Origin of the sequence: Mycolicibacterium smegmatis, assembly GCF_001457595.1 — a bacterium.
Lineage (GTDB): Bacteria > Actinomycetota > Actinomycetes > Mycobacteriales > Mycobacteriaceae > Mycobacterium > Mycobacterium smegmatis.
Genome location: NZ_LN831039.1, coordinates 6,092,226 through 6,117,864 on the forward strand (window position 1 = coordinate 6,092,226; position 25,639 = coordinate 6,117,864).

Sequence of the window (25,639 nt, forward strand, 5' to 3'; positions counted from 1 at the left end):
CGCTCAGACTCCTGCCGCGGAGCACATCGCCGCGAACTGTCCCGAGCACACCTCGTCCTTGGACTGTCCGCCGTCGTCGAACACGACGTTGATGTTGTCCTTGGTGATCGACTTGGGCGTCAGCAGCACCGACGGGACATCACGGCCGCCGGTGTCGTCGCGGCTGGTGCTGGTGGTCTTGGGGTCCTCGCCGTTGACGAGTGCGATCGCGGCATCGGCGAGCGCGTTGGCCTCCTCGGTGGCCGACTTGTAGACGGTCATGCACTGCGTTCCGGCGAGGATGTTCTGCAGCCCTTCGACGGTCGCGTCCTGGCCCGTGACGGGGACCTGACCGGCGCGCTTGTTCTTCTCGAGGATCGAGATGACCGAGCCGGCGAGACCGTCGTTGGCCGCGTACACGCCGTCGACGCGGCCGTCGGCGGCGGTGTAGAGCTGTTCGAAGATGCTCACGGCCTGGTCGTTGTCCCAATCAGGTACCGCCTGCTCGCCGACGATCGTGATGTTCGGCGCCTTGTCGACCACCGAGTGTGCGCCGCCGCTGAACAACGTCGCGTTGTTGTCGGTGGGCGAGCCGTTGAGGAACACCACGTTGGCCGGCCGGTCGCCGAGGCAGTCGACGAGTCCCTGCCCTTGCAGCTCACCGACTTTCGTGTTGTCGAACGACACGTAGACATCGGCCGAGCCGCCGAGCGTGAGCCGGTCGTAGTCGATGGTCTTCACGCCCTGGGTCGCGGCCTTCTCCTGGATGGAGGCGCCGCTGTCGGAGTCGAGGTTGACGATCGCGAGCACCGTGACCCCGTCGGCGATCATGCCGTCGGCGATGGTGGCCATGGTGTCGGCGGAGCCTTCGGCGTTCTGGATCGTGTAGTCCACGCCGGCTTTCTTGAACGCGGCCTCGAGGGCGGGCCGGTCCTTGGTCTCCCAGCGGACCGACGATTTGGTGTCCGGCAGGATGACGCCGATCTTGCCGCCCGAACCGCCTTCCGCGGATCCGGCGTTCGAACCCGAATCCGATCCACATGCGGTCAACGTCAGGCCGAGGCCGACGACTGCGGTGACGAGCAGGGTGCTGGTGCGCTTCACGTGAAACTCCTCCGGCTGGTCTGGTTGCCTTCGCTTCTCGGGTGTCCGCCGATCATCGCGCGCCCATCAGGTGTTCGATGGCCAACTGCTGCAATGCGACGAAACCGCAACCCTTGCCGCCGAAATAGGCCTCACTGTCGAACTCCTCGAAGGCCGAGCGGTCGGCCAACAGGTCGTGGTACGTCTCGCCCGGCGCGAGCGTCGGCTGCCGCAATTCGGCCACCTTGGCCGCCGCCATCGCCTCACGCACCGCGGGATCGGCGCGGAACGCCTCGGCGCGCTGCTTGAGCAGCAGGTACATCCGCATGTTCGCGGCCGCCGAGGCCCACACACCGTCGATGTCCTCGGTGCGGCTGGGCTTGTAGTCGAAGTGCCGAGGACCCTCGTACGCCGGGGTGCCGTCGGGACCACCGTGTTCGAGCAGATCCACGAGCGCGAAGGCATTGGCCAGGTCGCCGTGCCCGAACACGAGGTCCTGGTCGAACTTGATGCCCCGCTGACCGTTGAGGTCGATGTGGAAGAGCTTGCCGCTGTACAGGGCCTGTGCGATGCCGTGCATGAAGTTCAGGCCGGACATCTGCTCGTGGCCGGTCTCGGGGTTCACCCCGACCATCTCCGGGCGGGCCAGGGTGTCGATGAATGCCAGCGCGTGCCCCACCGTGGGCAGCAGGATGTCGCCGCGCGGCTCGTTGGGCTTGGGTTCGATCGCGAAGCGCAACCCGCTGCCCTGGTCGATCACGTACTGGCACAACAGATCCATCGCTTCGCGGTAGCGCGCCAGCGCGGCCTGCACGTCCTTGGCCGAGTCGTATTCGCTGCCCTCACGGCCGCCCCACAACACGAAGGTCTCGGCGCCGAGTTCGATGGCCAAATCGATGTTGCGCAGCACCTTGCGCAGCGCGAAACGCCGCACCGTGCGGTCGTTGCTGGTGAAACCGCCGTCCTTGAAGACGGGCTGGGTGAACAGGTTGGTCGTCACCATCGGGACCACCATGCCGTTGGCCGACAACGCCGACGTCAACCGGTCGACCATCCGCCGCCGCTCGGTGTCGGAACTGCCGAACGCGAACAGGTCGTCATCGTGGAACGTCAGCCCGTACGCGCCGAGTTCGGCCAGTTTCTCGACGGCCTCCACGACGTCGAGCGCCGGGCGGGTGGCGACGCCGAACGGATCGTTTCCGTTCCAGCCGATGGTCCAGAGGCCGAACGAGAAACGGTCCTCTCGCTTCGGGGTGAGCGGTTCGGTTGTGGAGACGTTCGACTCCAACACGGTCATGCGGATGCTCCTCATCGGGCGGAATTGAGGGTTGTATTTTGTTCTCTCGACGAACATAAGATGTGGTTCAAGACACGTCAAGGGTTGGATGTGAGGAGTCGTCGCGTTGGCAAACGGAACCCAGCAGAACCGGGCCGCTCGGGTCGGGACCAGCAACGATGATGTTCGACGGCGCAATCTGTCGAGCGTGCTCACGTTGGTGCACCGTCGTCGTTCGCTGAGCCGCGCGGACCTCACGCGCCATACCGGGTTGTCGCGGTCGACGACCAAGGACCTCGTCGAGGAACTCGTCGCGCTGGGCCTGGTCGACGAGTCCCCCGCGCCGTCGGTGTCGCAGGTGGGACGCCCCAGCCCCATCGTGCGGCCCAGCGACCGGGTGCTCGCGGTCGCCGTGACCCCCGAGGTCGACGCCGTCACGGTCGGCCTGGTGTCACTGGGCGGTGCGGTCCTCGACGTCGTCCGCCACCCCACCGCGGGCATCCCCACGCCTTCCGACACGGTCGCGATTGCTGCCGAGGCGATCGGCGACATCCGCCGCAACCTGCGCGACGAGCAGGCGCTGACCGCGGTCGGCATGGCGGTGCCCGGTCTGGTGCACGGCCGCGCGTCGTTCGTGCAACTGGCACCCAACCTGGATTGGCACGACGTCGAGATCGGCGAGATGCTAAGCGCAGCAACAGGTTTACCTGTGTACGCCGGCAACGACGCCAACGTCGGAGCGATCGCCGAGCACCTCTTCGGCAGTCATCACGACGTCGAGGACCTCATCTACGTCAACGGCGGACCCAGTGGTATCGGCGCGGGGTTTGTCGTCGCGGGCGACCTGCTGCAGGGCGTTGCCGGCTATGCCGGCGAACTCGGGCACACGTTCGTCGGCGGGCAGCGCCTGTGCCACTGCGGCAGCACGGGATGCCTGGAGACCGAGGTGACCCAGGCGCCGCTCGCGGCCTTGCTGGACGATCTCGACGGTGCCGCGGGCGATGCCACCTCGGACTGCGCGGGACGCGACGAACTGCACCGGCAGGCACGCGCGCTGGCGATCGCGCTCGGTACCGCGATCAACATGCTGAACCCGCGCCTGGTGGTGCTCGGCGGGTTCCTTCGGGTGTTCCCCGCGTTCGCGGCCGCGGTGCTGCGCGAGGAACTCGCGCGGCGGACCATGGCCGCGCCGTGCAGCCTGGTGCGGATCGTGCCCGCGACACTGGGACCCGACACGCTCATGATCGGTGCGGCCGAACTGGCGTTTGCACCCGTTCTCGCAGATCCGGGCGGTGTCGAGGCCGGTTGAACGGACTTGATGCTCCTATTCGTGTTACGGGTCAAGCGGCGCTGAGGTACTCGCGGTAGTTGGCGGCGAGGGTGTCGTCGCGTTTGAGTCCGCGTTCGAGGCGGGAGATGTCGTTGGGCCAGACGTCGAGGTGGTTGGCGACGGTGGTCAAGGTGATGTTCTTCGCTTGCCGGGCGGGTCGAAGGTCGCTGTAGTCGTCGATGGCGCAGGGTTGGCTGAGCAGGCGGAAGACTTCACGGGCAACGGCGCGTTTGAGCAGTCGGATGATCTCGATCTTGCTGCGACCGTTGGCCGTTTGACGGGCTACGTAGTCACGGGTGCGGGGATCGTTGGACATTCGAACCAACGCGATTCGGTAGAGCGCGTTGTTTGCTGTGCGGTCGCCACCGCGGGAGAGTCGGTGGCGGGTGGTCTTACCCGAAGAGGCGGGCACAGGCGCTGCGCCGCATAGGGCGGCGAAGGCGGCTTCGCTGCGCAGTCGGTGCGGGTTCATGCCGGCGGTGATCAGCAATGCGGCGGCGGTGTCGGGTCCGACACCGTGCGCGGCGCGCAGTCCGGGGTTCATCTGCTGGGTCAGGGTGTGGATCTGCTCGGTAAGTTCGTGTTCTTGGTGATGGAGGAACTGCGCACGGTAGGCGAGGGCCTTCAACGCGGTGAGCACGGCGACGGCGGTGGGGTCGGTGTGAGCGGTGGGACGACAGCGAGCCAGTTCTTTGACCAGGCCTCTGGTGGTGTAGCGGCGGTAGCATTCCCGCAGTTCAGATGGTGCAGTTACCAACAGCGATTGAATCTGATTGGTGGCAGCGGTGTGGGCCTTAACAGCGCCTCGGCGGGCGGTCAGCAGCGCACTGAGGGCTAGGGTGCGTTCGTCTTTAGGGGCAGCCAGTCCGTGCCCGGACAACGCCGTGCGGGCTGCGGCGTAGGCATCCAGTGGGTCGGACTTGCCGCGGCGTCGGCGCGCAGCGCGGTCGGGCCGGTTGACCTCGACGACGTCGATGCCGCCGTCTTGCAGCGCCCGGGTCAGGCCGGCCCCATAGGAATTGGTGCCTTCCACCCCAGCAAGGGTGACCGTGCCGAAGCTCTGCGCCCATTTGACCGCAACGTAGTAACCCGATGGGCGGGTGGGAAACTCAGCATCGCCGAGAGGTTTGCCCGTCTCAGACAAAGCGGCAAGGTGGATGGTGTCGAGGTGAGTATCGGCGCCGATGACGACGATCTGTGACGGTGTCACGATGGTGGTGCCCTTCTGCCGGTGTTCACCGGCGGTTGCGGTGTGACACCCGGTAGGGCGGGCAGACAAGACATTGAAGAGGGAACTGCCAGGCTCCTGATTAGGTCATGTCCGCTCTACCGGGGCTTATGGAGCAACCCACCCGCCACTGGTGGGACAGATCAAGTCAAGGACAACCCAGTAGGGCGTCAGTCAGTGCGAGGGTCACCACCAGCAGCGGACGGGCTGCCTCATTGTCAACCGCGATCGGCTGAACAACATCAATGTCGGTGGGCAGGAGTAGCGTTCGAAGCGTGATCGAGAATGTGTTCGATATCGATCCGCAGGCCTCGGAGGCCGAACTGCGTGATCGCATCGAGCAATTCGAACGTATGAAATCTGCCGCGGCCGCCGCCCAGGCCACCGCCTCGGTGCTGTGGGAACAGAAACGCCGCGCCGCGGAGGCTGCGGCGGGCATCTCGGCGTCCAGACGCGGCAGAGGCCTGGCCACCGAGGTGGCGTTGGCACGGCGTGAATCCCCCAACGCCGGCGGACGCCACCTCGGTTTGGCCCACGCCCTCGTCGACGAACTGCCCCACACCCTGGCCGCACTGCGGTGCGGCGCGCTCTCGGAATGGCGTGCGACGTTGATCGCCCGCGAATCCGCGTGCCTGTCACCAGAGTTGCGGCGCGAGTTGGATGCCGAACTGTCGGCCGACCCATCCCGGTTCGACGGCTGGGGCGATGCCCGCGTGGCCGCCGAAGCCAAGAAGATCACCTGCCGCCTCAACATCGACGCTGTGCTCGACCGCTCGGCCAAGGCCGAGAAGGACCGCCGTGTCACCATCCGCCCCGCCCCGGACGCCATGACGAAACTGACCGTGCTGCTACCCCTCAAACAGGGCGTCGCGGTCTATGCCGCGCTGCACCAGGCCGCCATGGTCAACGCCGATGACCGCAACCGCAGCCAGGTCATGGCCGACACCCTCGTCGAACGCGTCACCGGTCGTCCCGCGCACGCGCCTGTGCCGGTCAACCTCAATCTCGTCATGGCCGACACCACGCTGTTCGGCGAGGACGACCAACCGGGCTGGGTGCAGGGGTACGGCCCCGTGCCTGCGGAGGTCGCACGGTGCATGGTCGCCGACGCCACGCTCGACGAGAACACCAAAGCCGCTGTGCGCAGGCTCTTCCGGCATCCGAAGTCCGGACAACTGGTCGCGATGGAGTCCCGCTCCCGGATCTTCCCGAAGGGGCTGGCCACGTTCATCGGGTTACGGGATCAGACCTGCCGTACGCCGTATTGCGACGCCCCCATCCGCCACCGCGACCACGCTGTCCCGCACCACGACGGCGGACCCACCACCGCGCACAACGGGCTGGGCACCTGCGAAGCCTGCAACTACGCCAAGGAAGCCCCTGGGTGGAGCGTCATCATCACCGAGACCTCCGACGGGGAGCACATCGCCGAGTACGTCACCCCCACCGGGGCGGTCTACCGCTCGACCGCGCCCCCGCTACCGGGCAGACCGGTGCGGCACACGCTCAGCCTGGTCGAGACCGGTCTGACCATCGACCTGGTCACTTTCGACGCTGCGTGACGAACCACTGCAGCAGATCCGGGTTGTCCACGGCGCTGCGGTCGACGACCTTGGCCGGGTCCGCGCCCTGGAAGAGTTTCTTGATGGGCACCTCGAGCTTCTTGCCCGTACGTGTGTGCGGCACACCGGGTGCGGCGATGATCTCATCGGGCACGTGCCGCGGCGACACCTCGGTGCGGATGGTCGACTTGATCCGATCCCGCAGTTCGTCGGTGAGTTCGACGCCGTCGGCGAGTACCACGAACAACGGCATCCAGTACCCGCCGTCGGGCTGCTCGGCGCCGATGACGAGGGCCTCGACGATCTCCGGGATGCGTTCCACGACCTGGTAGATGTCGGCGCTGCCCATCCGGATGCCGTGGCGGTTGAGCGTGGAATCGGAGCGGCCGTGCACCACGATGCTGCCGTGCTCGGTCAGCGTGATCCAGTCGCCGTGACGCCACACGCCCGGAAACATCTCGAAATACGCGGCCCGGTAACGAGATCCGTCAGGGTCGTTCCAGAAGGCGATGGGCATCGAGGGCAGCGGTTTGGTGATCACGAGTTCGCCGACCTCGCCCCGCACGGATTTGCCGTTCTCGTCCCACGCGTCGATGGCGGCTCCGAGGTAGGGCGCAGAAAGCTCACCGGGCCACACCGGGACCGTGGGCGCCCCGCCGATGAACGCCGAGACAACATCGGTGCCGCCGCTGATCGACGACACCTGTACACGTTCGCCGACGTTGTCGCGCAACCACAACGCCGATGACGGCGGCAGCGAGGATCCGGTGATGCCGACGACTTTCAGCGCCGAGAGGTCGTGCTCCTTGCGCGGCACGGCGCCGGCCTTCGAACACGCCAGCACGTAGCCGGGGCTGGTGCCGAGCACCGTGACCCCGATCTTGGCCGAGACGTCCCACAGCGCATCGGCCTTCGGGTAGGTGGGGCTGCCGTCGTAGCAGACGATGGTGGCACCCACGAGCAGCCCGGCGACCTGGAAGTTCCACATCATCCAACTCGGGCTGGTGTACCAGAAGAAGGTGTCGGCGGGGCCGATGTTGTTCTGCAGCGCAACGGCTTTGAGGTGTTCGATGAGGACGCCACCGTGGCCGTGCATGATGCCCTTGGGCAGGCCGGTGGTGCCCGAGGAGTACAACACCCACAGCGGGTGGTCGAAATCCACCGCGGTGGTGGTGAGTTCGCGCGGGCCGGGCGCGCTCAGCTGTGCCCAGTCCAGCCAGTCGGGTCGGGCCTCGCCGATCCGCGACACCAGCACCGACGCCTTGAGCGTGGGCAGTCCGTCGCGCAGCGCGGCGATGTCGTCAGCCTTGTCGTGGGTCTTGCCGGCGAAGTGGTAGCCGTCGGCGGTCACCAGCACCGTGGGTTCGAGTTGGCCGAGGCGGTCGAGCGCGGCCTTGGCGGTGTAGTCCTGTCCGCAGCCGCTCCAGATCGCACCGATGCTCGCGGTGGCCAGGAACGCGATGATGGCTTCGGGGATGTTCGGCAGGTAGCCCGCCACGCGGTCGCCCGGTTTGACCCCGAGCGACACCAGGGCGTCGGCGAATGCCGCGGTGCGCCCCAACAGTTCCTTCCAGGAGATGTCGGTGACTGCTCCGCCCTCGGCGACGTAGAGGATCGCGGGCCGGTCGGTGCGCGCGTTGCGCTTGACCTGGTCGACGTAGTTGAGCTTGGCACCGGGAAACCACCGGGCCCCCGGCATCTCGTCGGTCGTGAGCACCTGGTCCGGGCGCTCGCCGAGGTCGAAGTAGTCCCACACGGCCGCCCAGAACGCGCCCGGATCCTCGACCGACCACCGCCACAGCGCCTGGTAGTCGGGCGCGGAGACCCCTGTGCGGGATTCGACGTAGCGCGCGAAGTCGGTCACCCGCGCCGAATCGATGTCACTCTGCGTCGGTTCCCACTGCGGTGCGGTCATCGCGCGCTCCATCCTCCGTCCATCGTGTACGACGCGCCGGTCACCATGCGTGCCGACGGCGAGGCCAGCCAACCGACCAGCGCGGCAACCTCTTCTGGCTCGACCAGTTGCTTGATCGCGCTCTCCTTCAGCAGTACCTGCGCCACCACGTCATCCTCTGGGATGCCGTGGATGCGGGCCTGATCAGCGATCTGTTTGGTGACCAACGGTGTCCGAACATACCCGGGGTTGATGCAGTTGCTCGTCACCTGGTGCGGGCCGCCTTCGAGCGCGGTCACCTTGGACAGCCCTTCCAGCGCATGTTTGGCGGTGACGTAGCCGACCTTGTATTCGGAGGCGCGCAGGCCGTGCACCGACGAGATGTTGACGATGCGGCCGAACCGCTGGCGGTACATGTGTGGCAGCGCCGCGCGGATGAGCAGGAACGGCGACTCCACCATCAGCGTCATCAGCATCCGGAACCGCTCCGGCGGGAACTCCTCGATCGGGTTGATGCTCTGCACACCGGCGTTGTTCACCAGGATGTCGACATCGAGTTCGAGGTCTTCCAGCGCGGCGACGTCGAGAAGATCCACGGCCCACGCCGTTCCGCCCACCTCGGCGGCCAGCGCGTCGGCACGTTCGGCGTCGATGTCGGCGATGGTGACCGCGGCACCGCGCGCGGCGAGTTCACGCACACACGCCGCACCGATGCCACTGGCCGCACCTGTCACGAGAGCCTTGCGACCGGCCAGATCCGTCACGCGCGCACCCGTTCCACGTCGGCCGCGTCGATGTCGGCCAGGTCGATGCCCTTGGTCTCACGCGCGGCGATCACCGAAACGAGGGTCACGAGCGCGGCGAGCGCGAGGTAGATCGCGATCGGCACCGACGAGTCGAACGTCTTCAGCAACCACACCGCGATGATCGGAGCCAACGATCCCGCGACGATCGAGGTGACCTGATAGCCAAGGGACACACCCGAATACCGCATGCGCGTCGGGAACATCTCCGCCATGATGGCCGGCTGCGGCGCGTACATGAGGGCGTGGATCACCAGGCCGAGGATCACCGCGAGGGTGACGATCGCGTACTGGCCGGTGTCCATCATCGGGTAGGCGAAGAAACCCCACACCATCGCGAGGACCGCTCCGAGGAAGTACACCGGACGCCTGCCGAAGCGGTCCGAGAGCCGGCCCACGGTGGGGACCGCGAGGAAGTGCACGGCGTGCGCGATCAGCAAGTACCACAAGATCCGGTTGGTATCCACGTGCACGCGCTGCGCGAGATACGTGATCGTGAACGTGACCACCAGGTAGTACATGATGTTCTCGCCGAACCGCAGGCCCATCGCGGTGATCACGCCACGCGGGTAGAGCTTGAGCACCTCGATGGCGTTGAACGAGCTGGCCTTGATGCGCTCGGCCTCCTGTTGCGCTGCAACGAAGATCGGCGCGTCGGTGACCTTGGTGCGGATGTAGTAGCCGATCAGCACGACCACGGCCGACAGCCAGAACGCCACGCGCCAGCCCCAGGACAGGAACGCCGCGTCGGACAGGAGACCGTTGAGCACCAGCAGCACGATGGTGGCCAGCATGTTGCCGACCGGCACGCCGGCCTGCGGCCAACTCGCCCAGAACCCGCGGCTGGGGTTCGGGCTGTGCTCGGCGACGAGCAGCACCGCACCGCCCCATTCGCCGCCGACCGCGAAGCCCTGGATGAACCGCAGGATCACCAGCAGGGTCGGCGCGAGGTAACCGATCTGTCCGAACGTGGGCAGGCAGCCCATCAGGAACGTCGCGGCGCCCACCAGCAGCAGCGAGAACTGCAGCAGTTTCTTGCGGCCGAACTTGTCGCCGTAGTGGCCGAACACGATGCCGCCGAGTGGGCGGGCGATGAAGCCGACGGCGTAGGTGACGAAGGCCGCGAGGATCGCGTCGAGGGCGTCGCCGCCCTGCGCGAAGAACACCTTGTTGAAGACCAGCGTGGCAGCAGTCCCGTACAGGAAGAACTCGTACCACTCGACCACCGTGCCGGCCATCGATGCGACGACGACGCGGCGGAGGCCGGTCGGGACGGGTGCGCTCATCAGCGACTCCTCGGCGTGAATACGGCGGGCTATGGCATGGGTCATGCCACGTGGGCGCTGTGACACCCACGACAGCTCTCGTGAGTATTCCTGCACGGGAGACCTGCCCGCAATGCCCACCGATGCACCTTCTGTCTGCAAAAATGCAGAAATGGCTGATGCGCCTGCGTCGCGCCGTCCCAGCGCCGATGACCTCCTGGTGTTGCTCGCGGTCGGGCGCACGGGCCGCTACACCACCGCAGCCGACGAACTCGGCATCAACCACACGACCATCTCGCGACGCATCGCCGCGCTCGAGGAGGCACTCGGCGGCCGTGTGCTGACCCGCGGTGCGGGCGGCTGGGAGCTCACCGATCTGGGGCGCGACGCCCTTGCGGCCGCCGAGACCGTCGAGGCCGCCGTGACCTCCCTGGCCGCCGATCGGCGTCGGCAGCTCGAGGGCGTCGTGCGGATCTCGGCGACCGACGGGTTCAGCGCCTACATCGCCGCGCCGGCCGCTGCGCAGGTGCAGCGTGAACACCCGCGCATCGCCGTCGAACTCGTGGCGACGACGCGCCGCGCGTCACAGCAACGCACGAGCCTCGATCTGGAGATCGTGGTGGGCGCGCCACAGGTGCGCCGCGCCGAGGCGATCCGGCTCGGCGACTACTGCCTGGGCCTCTACGGTGCGCGCGACTACCTGGCCGAGCACGGGACACCGGAGAGCGTCGCCGACCTCGAGCGGTACCCGCTCGTCTACTTCATCGACTCGATGCTGCAGGTCGACGACCTCGACCTGGCGCCCGCCTTCGCGCCGGCCATGCACGAGTCGGTCACGTCGACCAACGTGTTCGTCCACGTCGAGGCCACCCGTGCGTCGGCCGGGATCGGACTTCTGCCGTGTTTCATGGCCGACCGCCACGACGATCTGGTACGCGTCCTGCCCGAGACCGTCTCGGTGCGCCTGAGTTACTGGCTGGTGGCGCGCGCCGAGACCCTGCGCCGCCCGGTGGTCGCCGTTGTGGTCGACGCGATCCGCGACCGGATGGCCGATCAGCGCGATGTACTTCTGGGCGTCCGATAACGTTTCTCACCACATGCCGGATGAGATCTCGTACCACACCGCGGGACGCCTCGAAACCCTTGCGGTCGCGGCGCGACATTGCTGCAGTAATGACATGCCCTTCGTCGAGCACCCGCGCGGACGCGCCTACTACCGGCACTGGCCGGCTCCCGAACCGCGCGCGGCGGTGATCTTCCTGCACGGGTTCGGGGAGCACACGGGTCTGTACCACCGCTACGGCTTCACGCTGAACGCCGCGGGTATCGACCTGTGGGTCGTCGACCAGTTCGGGCACGGTCTCACGCCGGGTACGCGTGGGGACTTCGGCAAGATCGAGGACAGCTCGGCGCTGGCCGAGGCGTTGACCGTGCTGGCCGAGAAGCAGAATCCAGGGCTGCCGCTGATCGCGCAGGGACATTCGTTCGGCTCGGTGGTCACCCTGTTCCGCCTGCTCGCCGAGCCTGACCGGTACCGGGCCGGCATCATCTCCGGCGCACCACTGGTGCCGATTCCCGACATGCTCGACGCCGACACGTCTTTGGACCTGGACCTGAACTGGCTGTCGAGCGACCCGTTCTACCGTGACTCGCTCGAGAACGATCCGCTGGCGTTCTCCGACGCCGACGCCGCACCACTGACGCGCGAACTGGACCGCGCCTGGGACCGGTTCGGGCTGGAGCTGCCCCAACTGACGGTACCGACGCTCGCGGTGCACGGCTCGGCCGACGTGATCGCGCCGGTCGACGCCGTGCGTGCCTACGCCGAGCAGATAGAGCCCTTGCAACTCAAGGAGTTCCACGGCGCCCGCCACGATGTTCTCAACGAGTCGGTGCACCGCGAGGTGGCCGCGACGGTCGTGAAGTTCATCTCGTCACAGATCGGCTGAGTCAGACGCTCCGTCAAGCCGGCGTGTACTCGATGTGCAGCTTGGTGAGACCGCGCAGCAGGAACGTCGGCTCATACGCATAGGTTCGGCTGTCGGCCGGGCCGTGCCGTGTGGCGTCGATCCTGATGTCCCGCAGACGATCCAGCATGCGCCGCACGGTGATCTGGCCCTCGACACGCGCCAGCGGCGCGCCGGCACAGGTGTGGATGCCACGGCCGAACGCGATGTGCTCGCGGACGTTCGGCCGGTCGATGCGGAACTCGTGCGGATCCTCGAACTTGCGCGGATCGCGGTTGGCCGCACCCAGGCACAGCATGAGGACCGTGCCGGCCTTGATCTCCACGCCGCCGAGCGTCGTGGTCTTGCGCGCCAACCGGAAGTCGACCTTGGTCGGGCTCTGAGTGCGCAGCGCCTCCTCGATGAACACCGGGATCAGGTCCGGTTCCTTGCGCAATCGCTCCTGGAACTCGGGACGTTCGGCGAGCGTCTGCACGGCCGAACTCAGCAGTTTGGTGACGGTTTCCTGCCCGGCCGCGAACAGGAACGTCGCGGGTTTGACGACCTCCATCAGATCCGGCGTCGAACCGTCCGGGTACGTCGCGGTGGCCATGCCGGAGAGCACATCGCCGCGCGGTTCGCGACGGCGCTCGGCCAGATAGCCCGCGAACTTGCAGTCGAGATACTGCAGCGGGTCGAGACCGACGGGCTCGCCGTCGAGCGCGCCCACGCGCGCGCCTTCACGCGGTGCGGCGCCCAGCGCCTCCAGGAACTCCGCACGGTCCTCCTCGGGAACACCGAGCAGGTCGATGATCGCCGACGTCGCAAAGGGTTTGGCGTACTCCGAGAGGAACTCGCAGCGGCCCTCGTCCGCTTGGTTGCCGATGATCGCATCGAGTTGGCGGTCCACGAGTTGCCACATGAAATCCTCGTTCTCCTTGAGGCGACGAGGGGTGAGCAGCTTGGAGAGCAGTGAGCGAGCGCGTTCGTGCGCAGGCGGATCCATGACCACCATGTGCTCGTGGATCGGGAACAGGTGCCGGTGCGCCTCGATCTGCTCGGTGATGTCGTCACCTTCCGGCGTGAACGGCAACGGCGGGAACGGCCCGCCGATCGCGTTGACCGCCGAAAACGAATCATGGTCCTTGAAGGCCGCCATCACCTCCTGATAACCCGTGACCGCGACGACGCCGTAGTGCGGTTCGGTGGTCACCGGTCCGCGGCTGCGCAGGAAGTCGTAGTACTCGTAGGGATCCTGCGCGACGGCCGGGTCGGAGAAGTAGTCGACAGAGGCGAGATCGGTCATGCTGAAAGGCCTTTCGTGCCCGGACACGCGTAGTTTGATCGACTGATCAAACTGTTAGGATGGGTCATGCTTATCACGCCTCGGACCGAGCGGTCAAGAGTCGTAGTCGGTTCACATCGACTGGCACGCAAGGACTCTCGGTGGCCCGCGTGGTGAAGGCAGGTCCGAGGACCGCCAAGGACAAGGATGCGGGCACACGGCAGCGTCTCATCGAGGCGACCGCTCAGGTGATCCGCGACGAGGGCTACGCGGCCGCGACCACGCGCCGCATCGCCGCGCAGGCCGGCGTCCGATCGGCGTTGGTGTACTACTACTTCGACACTCTCGACGACCTCTACATCGCGGTGCTGCGCAACGGTGCCGACGTCGCGCTGGAGCGGATGCGCGAAGCGGTCGCGGCCGACGACCCGCTGCGTGCCCTGTGGCTGCTGAACTCCGACGCCCGCCTCTCGGTGCTCAACACCGAGTTCATGGCACTTGCCAACCACCGCAAGACGATCGGGGCCGAACTCAAGGCGTACTCGGAGCGCGTGCGCGACATCGAGACCACGGCCGTGGCAATGGTGATGCGCACGCACGGCATCGACACCGAGCAGTACCCGCCGGTCGTGATGTCGATGTTGCTCACGCAGTCGGCGCGCAGCCTGTCGAACGAGGAGGCGGTCGGCGTGACGCAGGGCCACGCCGAGTTCCGCGCCTTCGTCGATCAGATACTGCAACGCTTCACACCCACCGAGCCGGCTACTTGAGCATGCTCCCCGCGTCGACCGTCATCGGCAGACCCGTCACGTAGCGCGCCTCGTCGGATGCCAGGAACAGCACCGCGTTGCTGATGTCGCGCGGCTCGACCCAGCCGACCGGCAGGACGTGCATCATCTGCGCCACGACGGCCATGTCGTCGGGACCCGGGTTCTCCAGATCCGGACGGAACAGTTTCATGGTGCCCTCGTTCATGAACAGCGGCGTGTTGACGTTCGTGGGGTGCACCGAGTTCACCCGGATCGAGTGCTGCCCCAGTTCGACCGCGAAGGTCCGCATCAGGCCCACCACGCCGTGCTTGGCGGCGATGTAGTGGCCGGTGTGCGGATAGGCCTTGAGTCCGCCGACCGAGCTGGTGAGGATGATCGACCCGCCGTTGCCGCCGGAGATCAGTTGCGGCACAGCGGCTTTCACGGTCTTCCAGACGCCGGACAGGTTCACGCCGATCATGTCGTCCCAATCGGCCTCGCTGGTCTTGTCCAGCGTCGCACCGCCGTTGCCGATGCCGGCGTTGGCGACCACGATGTCGAGGCCGCCGAGCTGTTCGACGCCGCTGTCCACGACGGCCTTGAGCGCGTCGTAGTCACGCACGTCGACTTCCTCGGCGACGATCCGGCGATTGAGGCCTTTGACCAGTTCGACGGTTTCCGCCAGGTCTTCGGGTGTCGACGCCGGGATGTCCTCATTGGAGCTGATCCGTCGGCAGACGTCGACCGCGATGATGTCGGCGCCCTCCTCAGCCAGCCGCACCGCGTGACTGCGCCCCTGACCGCGCGCCGCGCCCGTGATGAAGGCGACCTTGCCCTCGACCCTGCCTGCCATCGCAACCCTTTCGCGCCTAATTTGATCGAACGATCAAACACTGACATCGAACTGGGAACTTGTCAATCAGATTCTTGATCGACCGGTCAGCTCGCTCTCGCGCGGCAGATACGAAACTGGGCCCCACCCTTCCGGATGGGGCCCAGTGCCATGAAGCGCCGACTACTCGGAAGAGTCCGAACCGCCCTTGGATTCGCCGCTGCCCTTGGACTCACTGCCCGTGTTGGACTTCGTGTCCTTGGCCGCGGCCTTGGCTTCCTTGGCTGCCTTTGCCTCGGCCTTGGCCGCAGCCTTGGCCTTCTTGGCCTCCTTGGCCGCCTTGAGCTTGGCCTGCCGAGCTTCCTTGGCCTCGCTGATCTTGGCCTTGATCCGATCAGTGACCTTGACCTTGGTCTTGCTCTTGACCGCACCCTCGGCGTCGGCCCCGGTGGAGGCGGCGGGGGTGGAGTCCACGACAGCCTGCTCGGTCTCGGCCGGCGAAGCCTCGGCCGGCGCAGTTTCAGCCTTGGCCGGCACAGATTCAGCCTTGGCCGGCTCGACCTCGGCCTTCACGGCCTCGACCTCGGCCGCTGGGGCCTTGGCCTCAGATTCGACGGTACCGACAGTCGACACGAGCTTCGCGGTCTCGACCGCCGGCCCGGCGACGGCCGGAGCCTCGGTAACCGACTCGGTCAGCTCCGCCACGGGAGCAACAGTCACGTCCTCGGCGATCCGCTGAACCGTGACAGCGGCCGGTACGACCTCCGGCGTGTTGTCGATCGCGTCAGCGAAGGTCTTGGGAAGGTTCACCAGCAGGTTCTGCAGAAGGCCCGCGACAACCCGGACGCCGCCCTGCTCGCCGGGTTCGGCGAACGTCAGCAGCGCAGGCCACTCGGAGAAGCCGCCCTGACCCGTCTCGGGATCGGGGTCGGCGTAGTCGAACCCGTTGAGCGCGGCGTTGACGAGGATGCCCGGCGTGTTCGCCAGGATGTTGACCACGTTCAGCGCCTCCCCGCTGGAGACGCTGGTCACGAGTGACTCGGCGATGCGGGCGAGTTCGAACGCCGGGCCGCTGACGGTCGCGAATGCACCCTGGAACAGGGCACTGACGACGACGCTCGAGGTGAAGGTCGCGGCAACCAGATTGGTGACGTTCTGCGCGATCTGCTCGGGGATGCCGACCAAGTACTCGGTTCCGCCTCGCGGGATGCCGGAAAGGATGAACCCGGGAGCGATCAGGGGACCGAAGGCGCCCTGGAAGGCGTACAGCATGGAGTGGTTGAACCACCGATAGGCCTCGCCGACGTTGCCGGCCTCGAGTTCGGCCTGAGCCCGGTCCAGGAGCACTTTGCCGTTGGTGCCGTTGTACCAGTTCTGAAGGGACGTCGGAATCGCCTCGAACGTGGCGCCGAACTGAGCGGCGTATCCGAGCTGGTTCTCCACGACCTGGCGCAGCAGCGGTGCCGGATTCGCCGCGACCGCGGAGCCCAGCAGGCTGAGGTTGTCGATCGTGGTGCTGATCAGCGACCCGTAGACCGAGAGCGGAGAAGCTGTGGCATCCATCGTCGCCGTGAGGTCGTAGGCGATGGTTTGAGCTCGGTGCACGACCGGTGAGTCATGGACGACCGGCGTCACGGCCATGGCGCTGGCGGCCACTACGGCAACGCCACCGAGAAGGAACTTGTCCTTCCGGCTAACCGCTGGGGCATCACCGGAGGAAGCAAGGGCAGGATGGTGCAACTGGATCTCCCTGAAGCTGATAATTGACTGAGGAACAACCAGAAATTAGCTTAGCGTTGCCTAAATATCAATAGGCAAGGCTGGCCTCACTAACGCTTCAGAAAATTTGCCCGCACCGAAGACGGGCCCCTTCCTTGCGGAAGGGGCCCGGTTCTCGTTGTGTGGCCTCTACAACCAGGTGTCGTCAGTGGTGGCCGTGAGGAAGGCCTCCAGGTCGTCACGCCACTGCGCGGGGGTGTTCTTGTCCGGCTCGATGCCGGTGTACTCGCCGCGGTAGAACAGCAGCGGACGGGGTTTGGTCTTCGGCACCTCCGAAAGCGAGTGCACCGCGCCGAACACCACGAAGTGGTCCCCGCCGTCGTGCACCGAATGCACCGTGCAGTCGATGTGCGCCAGCGTCCCGTCGATCACCGGTGATCCGAGTTTCGATGGGTGCCAGTCGATCCCGGCGAACTTGTCGGCGGCCTTGGAGCCGAACTGCGCCGACACGTGCTGCTGGTTCTCGTGCAGCATGTTGACGCAGAACCGCCCGGTGGCCTCGATCGCCTTCCAGGCCCGCGACTGCTTGGTGGGGCAGAACAGCACCAGCGGCGGATCCAGCGACAGCGCCGCGAACGACTGACACGCGAAGCCGATCGGCACGTTCTCGTGCACCGTGGTGATCACGGTGACGCCGGTACAGAACTGGCCGAGCACATTGCGGAACGTGCGCGGGTCGATCGGTTGCGTGGCGGTCACGTGCAGGTCACTTGAACCCGACGGAGAAGTCGTGGCCCCACAGGCTGACCGCGGTGGATTCCCGCGCAACCCAGTTTTCGTCGTCGACTTCCAGTCCTTCGCAACCGAATTCGATGTCGAAGCCACCCGGTGTCTTCATGTAGAACGACAGCATCTTGTCGTTGACGTGGCGGCCGAGCGTCGCCGACATCTTCACCTTGCGGCGCAGCGCACGGTCAAGGCACAGACCGACGTCGTCGGAGTTCTCGACCTCGACCATCAGGTGGACGATGCCGCTGGGGGTCTGGCCGGGCATGAACGCCAGGCTGTGGTGGCGCGGGTTGACGCCCAGGAACCGCAGCCACGCGGGTTCGCCGTCGGCCGGGCGGCCCACGAGCTGCGGGGGCAGCTTCATCGAATCGCGCAGGCTGAAACCGAGGATGTCACGGTAGAAGTGCAGCGTCTCGCGGTCGTCCTTGGTGGTCAGCACGACGTGGCCGAGACCCTGCTCCTCGGTGACGAACTTGTGCCCGTAGGGGCTGACGACGCGGCGATGCTCGAGCGCGACGCCGTGGAACACCTCCAGGGTGTTGCCCGAGGGGTCGTCGAACACGATCATCTCGTCGACGCGGCGCTCGGCCAGCTCGGCCGAGGTGCCCTCCTTGAACGGAGTGCCCGCGGCGTCGAGACGGCTGCGGATGTCCTGCAGCTCGGCGGCGTTCGCCGCTTCCCAGCCGGAGACCTGCAGACGGTCGTGTTCACCGGGGACGATCACCAGCCGCGCCGGGAACTCGTCCATACGCAGATAGAGCGCACCGTCGGTGTTGCCCTTGCCCTCGACCATGCCGAGGACCTTGAGGCCGTACTCGCGCCAGGCCGCGACGTCGGTGGCCTCGATGCGCAGATAACCCAACGACTTGATGCTCATCTAGCCTCCCAGGAAGTCGATGGTGAGCTTGTTGAATTCGTCGAACTTCTCGACCTGTGCCCAGTGTCCACACTGCCCGAACACGTGGAGCTGAACCCGTGGAATCTGTTTGACGGCCACGAGCGCGCCGTCGAGCGGGTTCACGCGGTCCTCGCGGCCCCAGATCAGCAGCACCGGCTGACGCAGCTTGTAGACCTCGCGCCACATCATGCCGAGCTCGAAGTCCGCTCCGGCGAAGGACTTCCCCATCGCCCTGGTGGCGGCCAGCGATTCCGGCGTGCTGGCGATCGCGAACCGCTCCTCGACCAGCTCCGGCGTGATGAGCTTCTGGTCGAACACCATGATCCGCAGGAAGGCTTCGAGATTCTCGCGCGTCGGTTCGACGTTGAACTTCGCGAGCGCCTTGACGCCCTCGGTGGGATCGGGCGCGAACAGGTTGACGCTGAGCCCACCGGGACCCATCAGCACGAGCTTGCCGGCCCGGTCGGGGTAGTCGAGCGCAAACCGCACCGCCGTACCGCCGCCGAGTGAGTTGCCCAGCAGCGGAACTCGGCCCTCGACACCGAGGTGGTCGAGCAGGCCGCGCACGGCCTTGGCGCTGTAGCGGTTGTACTGCTCGTGTTCGGTGTGCTTGTCCGACAGCCCGTAACCGGGCTGATCGACGGCCAGCACGTGGAAATGCTCGGCGAGCACCGCGATGTTGCGGCCGAAGTTCGACCAGCTGGCCGCACCGGGACCGCCGCCGTGCAGCAGCACGATGGTCTGCGCGGACGGGTCACCGGCCTCGTGGTAGTGCAACCGCATGGCCAGCTCGCCGGCCTGCACATCGGCGAAGCGCGAGGTGGATTCGAACGTGATCTCCTGTGTGGCAGTCACCATCAGACCATCGTGTCCGCGGGCGGAAGACCGAATTCGTGGTTGCCGAAGATCAGGTAGGCACGCTCGGGTTCGTTGGCGGCGTGCACGCGACCCGCATGCGCATCGCGCCAGAACCGTTGCAGCGGTGCGGTGTTGATCAACGCCGTGGCGCCGGCCGATTCGAAGAGCAGGTCGATCGAGGCGATGGCGCGGCCCGTGGCACGCACCTGATCGCGGCGGGCACGGGCGCGCAGGTCGAACGGGATCTCCTTGCCCGCCTTGAGCAGTTCGTATTCCTCGCCCACGTTTCCGATCAGCTGACGCCACGCGGCGTCGATATCGCTGGCGGCCTCGGCGATACGGACCTTGGCGAACGGATCGTCCTTGGACTTCTCACCGGCGAACGCCGCACGCACACGCTTGCCCTGATGCTCGACGTGGGCCGCGTACGCGCCGTAGGCCATGCCCACGATGGGTGCCGAGATGGTCGTGGGATGCACGGTGCCCCAAGGCATCTTGTACACCGGCGCGGTGTTGGTCGCATATCCACCCGCGGTGCCGTCGTTCATGGCCTTGTAGGACAGGAAGCGATGGCGCGGCACGAAGACGTCCTTGACCACGATCGTGTTGCTGCCGGTGCCGCGCAGACCGACCACGTGCCACACGTCGTCGATCGTGTACTCGGTGCGCGGGATCAGGAAGCTGCCGAAGTCGACCGGGCGGCCGTCCTTGATCACCGGGCCGCCGAGGAACGCCCACGTGGCGTGCTCGCTGCCGGACGACCACTGCCAGGCGCCGTTGACGATGTAGCCGTCGCCGGTCTCGGTGACCACGCCCGCGCCCATCGGCGCGTACGACGAGGACACCCGGACGGTCGGATCGTCGCCCCACACCTCGTCCTGGGCCTTCTGATCGAACAGCGCGAGGTGCCAGTTGTGCACGCCGATGATCGATGCGACCCACCCGGTGGATCCGCACGCGCTGGCCAGCCGGCGAACGGCCTCGTAGAACACCGTCGGATCGGCCTGCAGGCCACCCCACTGCTCGGGCTGCAACAGCTTGAAGAAGCCGAGCTCATCGAGTTCGTCGATCGACTCCTGCGGGATCTGACGCAGCTCCTCCGCGGCCTGGGCGCGTTCCCGCAGCTTCGGCAGCAGATCATCAACGCCGGCGAGGACCGCCTGCACGTCACGCTGTTCAATGGACGTCACTGAATTGCCTCCCGGATCGAGATCCACAACTAGACAGAGATTAGAACACGTTACGATTTGTGTCGAGTAGCGCTGCAAAACATCGGCTGGACCTGCGCAACTGTAGTTTTGTAACCTGTTCTAGTTCTGGCTGATTTGCAGAAGAGAAAGGGTCACCCCGTGACTGATGAGCCCCTGGGCAGCCACGTGCTCGAACTGCAGGTGGCCGAGGTCGTCGAGGAGACCTCCGACGCCCGCTCCCTGGTGTTCACGGTGCCCGAGGGCGCCGAGATCGCCGCGGACCGGCTTCGGTACTCCCCCGGCCAGTTCCTGACGCTGCGGGTCCCCAGCGACCGCACCGGGTCGGTCGCACGCTGCTACTCGCTGTCCTCGTCGCCGACCACCGACGACCGGCTCACGGTGACGGTCAAGCGCACCGCCGACGGTTACGCCTCGAACTGGCTGTGCGACAACGCCCACGCCGGCATGCGCATCCACGTCCTGGCGCCCTCGGGTACGTTCGTGCCGAAGGACCTCGACACCGACTTCCTGCTTCTGGCCGCGGGCAGCGGCATCACGCCGATGATGGCGATCTGCAAATCCGCGCTCGCCGAGGGCACCGGCAACGTGGTGCTGATCTACGCCAACCGCGACGAGAACTCGGTGATCTTCGCTGGCGCACTGCGCGAACTGGGCGCGAAATACCCCGACCGGCTGACCGTGGTGCACTGGCTGGAGACCGTGCAGGGCCTGCCGACGGCGGCCGGCCTCGGCGCGCTCGCCAAGCCGTTCGCCGGGCGTGAGGCGTTCATCTGCGGGCCCGGTCCGTTCATGACCGCAGCCGAGGACGCGCTGCGCGCCGCGGGCACCCCCGACGACCACATCCACATCGAGGTGTTCAAGTCGCTGGAGTCCGATCCGTTCGCCGCGGTCGTGATCCCCGAGGACGACGGGGACGACGGGGACGACCAGGGCCCGGCGACCGCTGTGGTGACGCTGGACGGCACCACACACGAGATCCGTTGGCCGCGTTCGGCCAAGCTGCTCGATGTACTGCTGGACAAGGGTCTCGACGCGCCGTTCTCGTGCCGCGAGGGACACTGCGGCGCCTGCGCGGTGCTCAAGAAATCCGGCGAGGTGCACATGGAGATCAACGACGTGCTGGAGCCGTCGGATCTCGAGGAGGGTCTGATCCTGGGTTGCCAGGCGACACCCGTGTCCGATTCCGTCGAAGTCACCTACGACGAATAGCGAGAGGCTAGTTTCTTGACGATGACTTCGACAGGGACCGCCATGCGGCGACTCGCTGCCTGCGCTGCCGCAGCGCTGGTGACCGGGACACTCACGTCGGCGCCGGCGTCGGCGGCCTCCGATTCGGGCCACACCTCGGTGCCGATCGACCCGGCCACCGCCGTGGAGATGCACGTCGACGCCAACTGCACGCTGGCCACCAGCCGCTGCACGTTCAAGACGTGGGCCAACCTGCTCGCCGGGGGCGCCCCGACCGGTTTCCCCGGCGACACCTGGGCGCGGCAGACCATCACGCTGCGCAGCTCGGACCGCGCCGTGTGGCAGGAGGCCTTCTACAGCGCGCCGGCGGGCATGCCGCGCGAGGACAAGGGCGCCAACCACGACAACGTGCTGTCGGCGCTCAAGAAGTCGCTCAACACCGTCGAGATCTCGGTGACCTACTTCGGCGGCGGACCGATCGAGCGGTTCACCGTCGACGGCGACTCGACACCGATCGACTGGTACAAGGGCCACCCCAACACCGACGCCACGTTCATCGCGTGCTCGGTGATCCAGGTGGTGCGCGGCGGGTCCAACGTCACGACTCCCCCCGCCTGCGCCCAGACCAAGTTCAGCTGACGCGGCAAACGGTCACCGTGGGCCCTGTGCACGGTTGTCGGCCGGAATCCGTGCACAGGCCCCACGCTCGGCGCAGGAAATCAGCGCGGCAGGCCCAGCAGCCGCTCACCGGCCAACGTCAGCAGGATCTGCTCGGTGCCACCGGCGATGGTCAGGCAGCGGGTGTTGAGGAACGTGTGGACCTCGCGGTTGCGCACGGCGCCGCCACCCTCGGTGAGCTCCATGTGGAACTCCGCGAGCGCCTGCCGGTACCGCACGCCGATCAGTTTGCGTGCGCTGGCCTGCGCTCCGGTGTCCTGGCCGCTGACGGCCAGCTGCGCGATGCGCTGATCCAGCAGTGAGCCCACCTGCGCAGTGACGATCAGCGCGCCCAGACGGTCCTGGTCGGCCGGGTCGAACTCGGGCTGCGCCTCCACCGCGCGCAGCACCTCCTCCATCGGGTTGCCCAGCGCGGTACCGCCTGCCATCGCCACGCGCTCGTTGGCCAGCGTGGTGCGCGCGAGCCGCCAGCCGTCGTTGACCGTGCCGACGACCATGGTGTCGGGCACGAACACGTCGTCGAAGAAGACCTCGTTGAACAGCTCGTCGCCGGTGATTTCACGCAGCGGGCGGATCACGATGCCCGGGGTCTTCATGTCGACGAGGAAGTACGTGATGCCCTTGTGCTTCGGGGCATCCGGGTCCGTACGTGCCAGGCACACACCCCAGTGCGCGTTCTGCGCGGCGGAGGTCCACACCTTCTGACCCGTGAGCTTCCATCCCGGCTCACCGTTCGGCCCCTCGGCGCGAACCGCTTTCGTGCGCAGCGCCGCGAGATCCGAACCCGCGCCCGGCTCGGAGAACAGCTGGCACCAGAACAGGTCACCGCGCAGCGTTGCGGGCACGAACTGCTCGATCTGCTCGGGGCTGCCGTGCTCGAGGATGGTCGGCACGGCCCACCACCCGATCACCAGATCGGGCCGCTCGACCTCGGCCGCGGCGAGTTCCTGGTCAATCAGCAACTGCTCGGCCGGCGAGGCGTTGCGGCCGTATGGCTTCGGCCAGTGCGGCGCCAGCAGGCCCGATTCGGCCAGCGCGACCTGACGCTTCTCTTCCGGCAGCGCAGCGACCTCGGCCACCGCGGCGCTGATCTCGGGCCGCAGATCGGCCACCGACTCCAGGTCGATGTCGATGTCCCGGCGGGCGCCCTGCCGCGTCAACGCCGCGACGCGTCGCACCCAGCGGCGGCTGCCGCCGAGGAAATGCGCGATGCCGTAGGCACGCCGCAGGTACAGGTGCGCGTCGTGCTCCCACGTGATGCCGATGCCGCCGAGCACCTGGATGCAGTCCTTGGCGTTGGCCTTGGCCGCGTCGATGCCGGTGGCGACGGCCACCGCGGCCGCGATCGACAACTGCGTCGCGGAGTCGGACCCGTCCGACTCGGCCACGGCCTTCGCGGCGTCGGCCGCGGCGACCGCGATCTGCTCGGAGCGCAGCAGCATCTCGGCGCACATGTGCTTGATCGCCTGGAAGCTGCCGATCGGCTTGCCGAACTGTTCGCGCACCTTCGCGTACTCGGTCGCGGTGTTCAGCGTCCACCGCGCCAATCCGGCCGCCTCGGCCGCCAGCAGCGTGGCGGCCAGATCGGAGAAGCGCTGCCGCGACACCGGCAGCACCTCGGCGGGTGCGTTGTCCAGCTCGACGCGTGCCAGCGGGATCGAGAAGTCCGTCGCGGTGAGCGGTTCCACGCTCACCCCGTCGGCACCGGCGTCGAGCAGCAGCACATCGTCGCCCGCGGGCAGCAGCAGCACCCCGGCCGCATCGGCGCCGAGCACGAATTCGACTGTGCCGGAAGCACATCCGTCGACGACGGTGACATCGGCGCTCAGCGCGGCACCGGCCGTGCGCTCTCCGGACATCAGGGCCTCAAGCAGCCCCGTGTCGGTGACCAGCAGGGTCGCCAGCGCGGTCGTGACCACGGGCCCCGGCACCAGCGCCGCGGCGGCCTCGTCGATCATCGCGGCGAGGTCGGCGACCGTACTGCCGGCTCCGCCGAGCTCATCGGGCACGGCGACGCCGAAGATGCCGAGTTCGGCGAAACCCTGATACGCCGCCCGCCACGCCTGGGGGTCGGTCTCGGACTCCCGCACGGCCGCGACCGCGCCGGACGCCGACGCCCAGCTGCGGACCATATCGCGGGCGGCGAACTCCTCGGAGGTGCCCGCCCCCGCCGACAACAGTGACACAGTCAACTCCTAGCCGTAGTGCGAGAAGTCCATGCTTCTCACTAGAACGTGTTCTAATAGTGACAGCGTTCGACCGTCAAGTCGACCCGCATCCAGGCTGAGTACGTCGCCGTTCACCAGCTTGGGAATGTAGGAATAGAGAGCTGCGTGCTTATCGTTCTCGTTAAGCCCGCATCGAGAAGGAGCCGCCCGTCCCATGGCCGGAAACTCACAGCCAACACGGCCCGAGCCGTCGTCCGGGTCGGACTTGAAACCACGTGAGGTGACCAACGTGGCGGTTCTCTCCGAGTCCGAACTGGGCTCGGAAGCCCAGCGCGAACGGCGCAAGCGCATTCTCGACGCGACGCTGGCCATCGCCTCCAAGGGTGGCTACGAGGCAGTGCAGATGCGCGCGGTGGCCGAACGCGCCGATGTCGCGGTGGGCACGCTGTACCGCTACTTCCCGTCGAAGGTGCACCTGCTGGTCTCGGCACTCGGACGCGAATTCGAACGCATCGACGCCAAGACCGACCGCGCCGCGCTGGCCGGCGGCACGCCGTATCAGCGGCTCAACTTCATGGTCGGCAAGCTCAACCGCGCCATGCAGCGCAATCCCCTGCTCACCGAGGCCATGACCCGCGCGTTCGTGTTCGCCGACGCCTCGGCCGCGGGCGAGGTGGATCACGTCGGCAAGCTCATGGACTCGATGTTCGCGCGTGCCATGAGCGACGGCGAACCCACCGAGGACCAGTACCACATCGCCCGCGTGATCTCGGATGTGTGGCTGTCGAACCTGCTGGCCTGGCTCACCCGGCGCGCCTCGGCCACCGACGTGAGCAAGCGCCTCGACCTCGCCGTGCGCCTGCTGATCGGCACCGAGGAGCAACCTAAGATCTAGCGG

The 25,639-nt window shown here is 67.0% G+C and carries 22 protein-coding genes; 8 read left to right on the forward strand and 14 right to left on the reverse strand.

From position 1 onward, the window contains the following. Nucleotides 1-3: 3 nt before the first annotated feature. Both AT701_RS29440 and xylA read right to left on the reverse strand, forming a co-directional pair. Nucleotides 4-1,083, reverse strand: a complete 1,080-nt coding sequence (locus AT701_RS29440; protein WP_003897421.1) for a sugar ABC transporter substrate-binding protein — start codon at nt 1,081-1,083, stop codon at nt 4-6. A gap of 52 nt (nt 1,084-1,135) precedes the next feature. Beyond that, complete coding sequence (gene xylA / locus AT701_RS29445) at nt 1,136-2,359, reverse strand: xylose isomerase (RefSeq protein ID WP_011730977.1); 1,224 nt, start codon at nt 2,357-2,359, stop codon at nt 1,136-1,138. A gap of 106 nt (nt 2,360-2,465) precedes the next feature. Here xylA and AT701_RS29450 point away from each other — a divergent pair, with 106 nt between their 5' ends. After that, complete coding sequence (locus AT701_RS29450) at nt 2,466-3,647, forward strand: ROK family transcriptional regulator (protein ID WP_058127110.1); 1,182 nt, start codon at nt 2,466-2,468, stop codon at nt 3,645-3,647. 31 nt (nt 3,648-3,678) lie between these two features. Here the strand turns inward: AT701_RS29450 and AT701_RS29455 are convergent, their stop codons facing one another. After that, nucleotides 3,679-4,878 carry an IS110 family RNA-guided transposase gene (locus AT701_RS29455; protein ID WP_058126511.1) on the reverse strand — a complete coding sequence of 400 codons (1,200 nt, stop codon included), beginning with the start codon at nt 4,876-4,878 and terminating at the stop codon, nt 3,679-3,681. 293 nt (nt 4,879-5,171) lie between these two features. On the opposite strand from AT701_RS29455, the gene AT701_RS29460 reads away from it, so the two are divergent. Next, the gene (locus AT701_RS29460) at nt 5,172-6,458 is read left to right on the forward strand and encodes an HNH endonuclease (RefSeq protein ID WP_058127111.1); all 1,287 of its coding nucleotides are present in this window, start codon (nt 5,172-5,174) and stop codon (nt 6,456-6,458) included. Here AT701_RS29460 and AT701_RS29465 read toward each other — a convergent pair. Genes AT701_RS29465 through AT701_RS29475 form a run of 3 tightly spaced genes read right to left on the reverse strand, consistent with a single transcriptional unit; the run spans nt 6,439 to nt 10,441 of the window. Continuing rightward, nucleotides 6,439-8,373, reverse strand: coding sequence for an acetoacetate--CoA ligase (locus AT701_RS29465; protein WP_058127759.1), 1,935 nt, complete (start codon nt 8,371-8,373; stop codon nt 6,439-6,441). The genes AT701_RS29460 and AT701_RS29465 overlap by 20 nt on opposite strands. Next, nucleotides 8,370-9,116 carry a 3-hydroxybutyrate dehydrogenase gene (locus AT701_RS29470; RefSeq protein WP_003897426.1) on the reverse strand — a complete coding sequence of 249 codons (747 nt, stop codon included), beginning with the start codon at nt 9,114-9,116 and terminating at the stop codon, nt 8,370-8,372. The genes AT701_RS29465 and AT701_RS29470 overlap by 4 nt, the downstream gene beginning before the upstream one ends. Then, the gene (locus AT701_RS29475; protein WP_011730982.1) at nt 9,113-10,441 is read right to left on the reverse strand and encodes an MFS transporter; all 1,329 of its coding nucleotides are present in this window, start codon (nt 10,439-10,441) and stop codon (nt 9,113-9,115) included. Before AT701_RS29475 ends, AT701_RS29470 begins: the two co-directional genes overlap by 4 nt. 151 nt (nt 10,442-10,592) lie before the next feature. Here AT701_RS29475 and AT701_RS29480 point away from each other — a divergent pair, with 151 nt between their 5' ends. Together AT701_RS29480 and AT701_RS29485 are read left to right on the forward strand one after the other, a co-directional pair. Then, a complete protein-coding gene (locus AT701_RS29480; protein ID WP_011730983.1) occupies nt 10,593-11,504 on the forward strand; it encodes a LysR family transcriptional regulator in 912 nt (303 codons plus the stop codon). A 94-nt stretch (nt 11,505-11,598) separates the two neighbouring features. Next, complete coding sequence (locus AT701_RS29485) at nt 11,599-12,369, forward strand: alpha/beta hydrolase (protein WP_014878534.1); 771 nt, start codon at nt 11,599-11,601, stop codon at nt 12,367-12,369. Nucleotides 12,370-12,382: 13 nt separating this feature from the next. Here the strand turns inward: AT701_RS29485 and AT701_RS29490 are convergent, their stop codons facing one another. After that, entirely contained in the window at nt 12,383-13,672 is a 1,290-nt protein-coding gene (locus AT701_RS29490; protein WP_011730985.1) for a cytochrome P450, read from the reverse strand. Nucleotides 13,673-13,812: 140 nt separating this feature from the next. On the opposite strand from AT701_RS29490, the gene AT701_RS29495 reads away from it, so the two are divergent. Then, nucleotides 13,813-14,421, forward strand: a complete 609-nt coding sequence (locus AT701_RS29495; RefSeq protein WP_011730986.1) for a TetR/AcrR family transcriptional regulator — start codon at nt 13,813-13,815, stop codon at nt 14,419-14,421. Here the strand turns inward: AT701_RS29495 and AT701_RS29500 are convergent. The 6 genes from AT701_RS29500 to hsaA all read right to left on the reverse strand — a co-directional run bounded on the left by AT701_RS29500 (nt 14,414) and on the right by hsaA (nt 20,686). Then, complete coding sequence (locus tag AT701_RS29500; protein ID WP_003897432.1) at nt 14,414-15,253, reverse strand: mycofactocin-coupled SDR family oxidoreductase; 840 nt, start codon at nt 15,251-15,253, stop codon at nt 14,414-14,416. The genes AT701_RS29495 and AT701_RS29500 overlap by 8 nt on opposite strands. A gap of 162 nt (nt 15,254-15,415) precedes the next feature. Continuing rightward, nucleotides 15,416-16,888, reverse strand: a complete 1,473-nt coding sequence (locus AT701_RS29505) for a hypothetical protein (RefSeq protein WP_058127112.1) — start codon at nt 16,886-16,888, stop codon at nt 15,416-15,418. A 252-nt stretch (nt 16,889-17,140) separates the two neighbouring features. Further along, entirely contained in the window at nt 17,141-17,710 is a 570-nt protein-coding gene (hsaB, locus tag AT701_RS29510) for a 3-hydroxy-9,10-secoandrosta-1,3,5(10)-triene-9,17-dione monooxygenase reductase subunit (protein WP_003897434.1), read from the reverse strand. Between the two features lie 7 nt (nt 17,711-17,717). Then, on the reverse strand, nt 17,718-18,617 hold the full coding sequence (gene hsaC / locus AT701_RS29515) for an iron-dependent extradiol dioxygenase HsaC (RefSeq protein ID WP_058127113.1): 900 nt from the start codon (nt 18,615-18,617) through the stop codon (nt 17,718-17,720). Next, entirely contained in the window at nt 18,618-19,493 is an 876-nt protein-coding gene (gene hsaD, locus AT701_RS29520; protein WP_003897436.1) for a 4,5:9,10-diseco-3-hydroxy-5,9,17-trioxoandrosta-1(10),2-diene-4-oate hydrolase, read from the reverse strand. It abuts the gene before it with no gap. A gap of 2 nt (nt 19,494-19,495) precedes the next feature. After that, nucleotides 19,496-20,686, reverse strand: coding sequence for a 3-hydroxy-9,10-secoandrosta-1,3,5(10)-triene-9,17-dione monooxygenase oxygenase subunit (gene hsaA / locus AT701_RS29525; protein WP_058127760.1), 1,191 nt, complete (start codon nt 20,684-20,686; stop codon nt 19,496-19,498). A 159-nt stretch (nt 20,687-20,845) separates the two neighbouring features. Here hsaA and AT701_RS29530 point away from each other — a divergent pair, with 159 nt between their 5' ends. Next, nucleotides 20,846-21,916 (forward strand): ferredoxin--NADP reductase, encoded by a 1,071-nt coding sequence (locus AT701_RS29530; RefSeq protein WP_058127114.1) that lies wholly within the window; start codon nt 20,846-20,848, stop codon nt 21,914-21,916. Between the two features lie 42 nt (nt 21,917-21,958). Then, nucleotides 21,959-22,534, forward strand: a complete 576-nt coding sequence (locus AT701_RS29535) for a hypothetical protein (protein ID WP_058127115.1) — start codon at nt 21,959-21,961, stop codon at nt 22,532-22,534. Between the two features lie 80 nt (nt 22,535-22,614). Here AT701_RS29535 and AT701_RS29540 read toward each other — a convergent pair whose 3' ends face one another. Then, nucleotides 22,615-24,705 carry an acyl-CoA dehydrogenase family protein gene (locus tag AT701_RS29540; protein ID WP_058127761.1) on the reverse strand — a complete coding sequence of 697 codons (2,091 nt, stop codon included), beginning with the start codon at nt 24,703-24,705 and terminating at the stop codon, nt 22,615-22,617. Nucleotides 24,706-24,955: 250 nt separating this feature from the next. Between AT701_RS29540 and kstR the strand changes: the two genes are divergently transcribed. Continuing rightward, the gene (kstR, locus tag AT701_RS29545; protein WP_058127116.1) at nt 24,956-25,636 is read left to right on the forward strand and encodes a cholesterol catabolism transcriptional regulator KstR; all 681 of its coding nucleotides are present in this window, start codon (nt 24,956-24,958) and stop codon (nt 25,634-25,636) included. Nucleotides 25,637-25,639 lie beyond the last annotated feature (3 nt).

Coding starts and splice junctions, on each gene's coding strand:
- AT701_RS29500 (WP_003897432.1), bottom strand. CDS start 15,253: ATGGCAGGCAGGGTCGAGGGCAAGGTCGCCTTCATCACGGGCGCGGCG.
- AT701_RS29485 (WP_014878534.1), top strand. CDS start 11,599: ATGCCCTTCGTCGAGCACCCGCGCGGACGCGCCTACTACCGGCACTGG.
- AT701_RS29480 (WP_011730983.1), top strand. CDS start 10,593: ATGGCTGATGCGCCTGCGTCGCGCCGTCCCAGCGCCGATGACCTCCTG.
- kstR (WP_058127116.1), top strand. CDS start 24,956: ATGGCCGGAAACTCACAGCCAACACGGCCCGAGCCGTCGTCCGGGTCG.
- hsaC (WP_058127113.1), bottom strand. CDS start 18,617: ATGAGCATCAAGTCGTTGGGTTATCTGCGCATCGAGGCCACCGACGTC.
- AT701_RS29540 (WP_058127761.1), bottom strand. CDS start 24,705: ATGGTCCGCAGCTGGGCGTCGGCGTCCGGCGCGGTCGCGGCCGTGCGG.
- AT701_RS29475 (WP_011730982.1), bottom strand. CDS start 10,441: ATGAGCGCACCCGTCCCGACCGGCCTCCGCCGCGTCGTCGTCGCATCG.
- AT701_RS29465 (WP_058127759.1), bottom strand. CDS start 8,373: ATGACCGCACCGCAGTGGGAACCGACGCAGAGTGACATCGATTCGGCG.
- xylA (WP_011730977.1), bottom strand. CDS start 2,359: ATGACCGTGTTGGAGTCGAACGTCTCCACAACCGAACCGCTCACCCCG.
- AT701_RS29490 (WP_011730985.1), bottom strand. CDS start 13,672: ATGACCGATCTCGCCTCTGTCGACTACTTCTCCGACCCGGCCGTCGCG.
- AT701_RS29535 (WP_058127115.1), top strand. CDS start 21,959: ATGCGGCGACTCGCTGCCTGCGCTGCCGCAGCGCTGGTGACCGGGACA.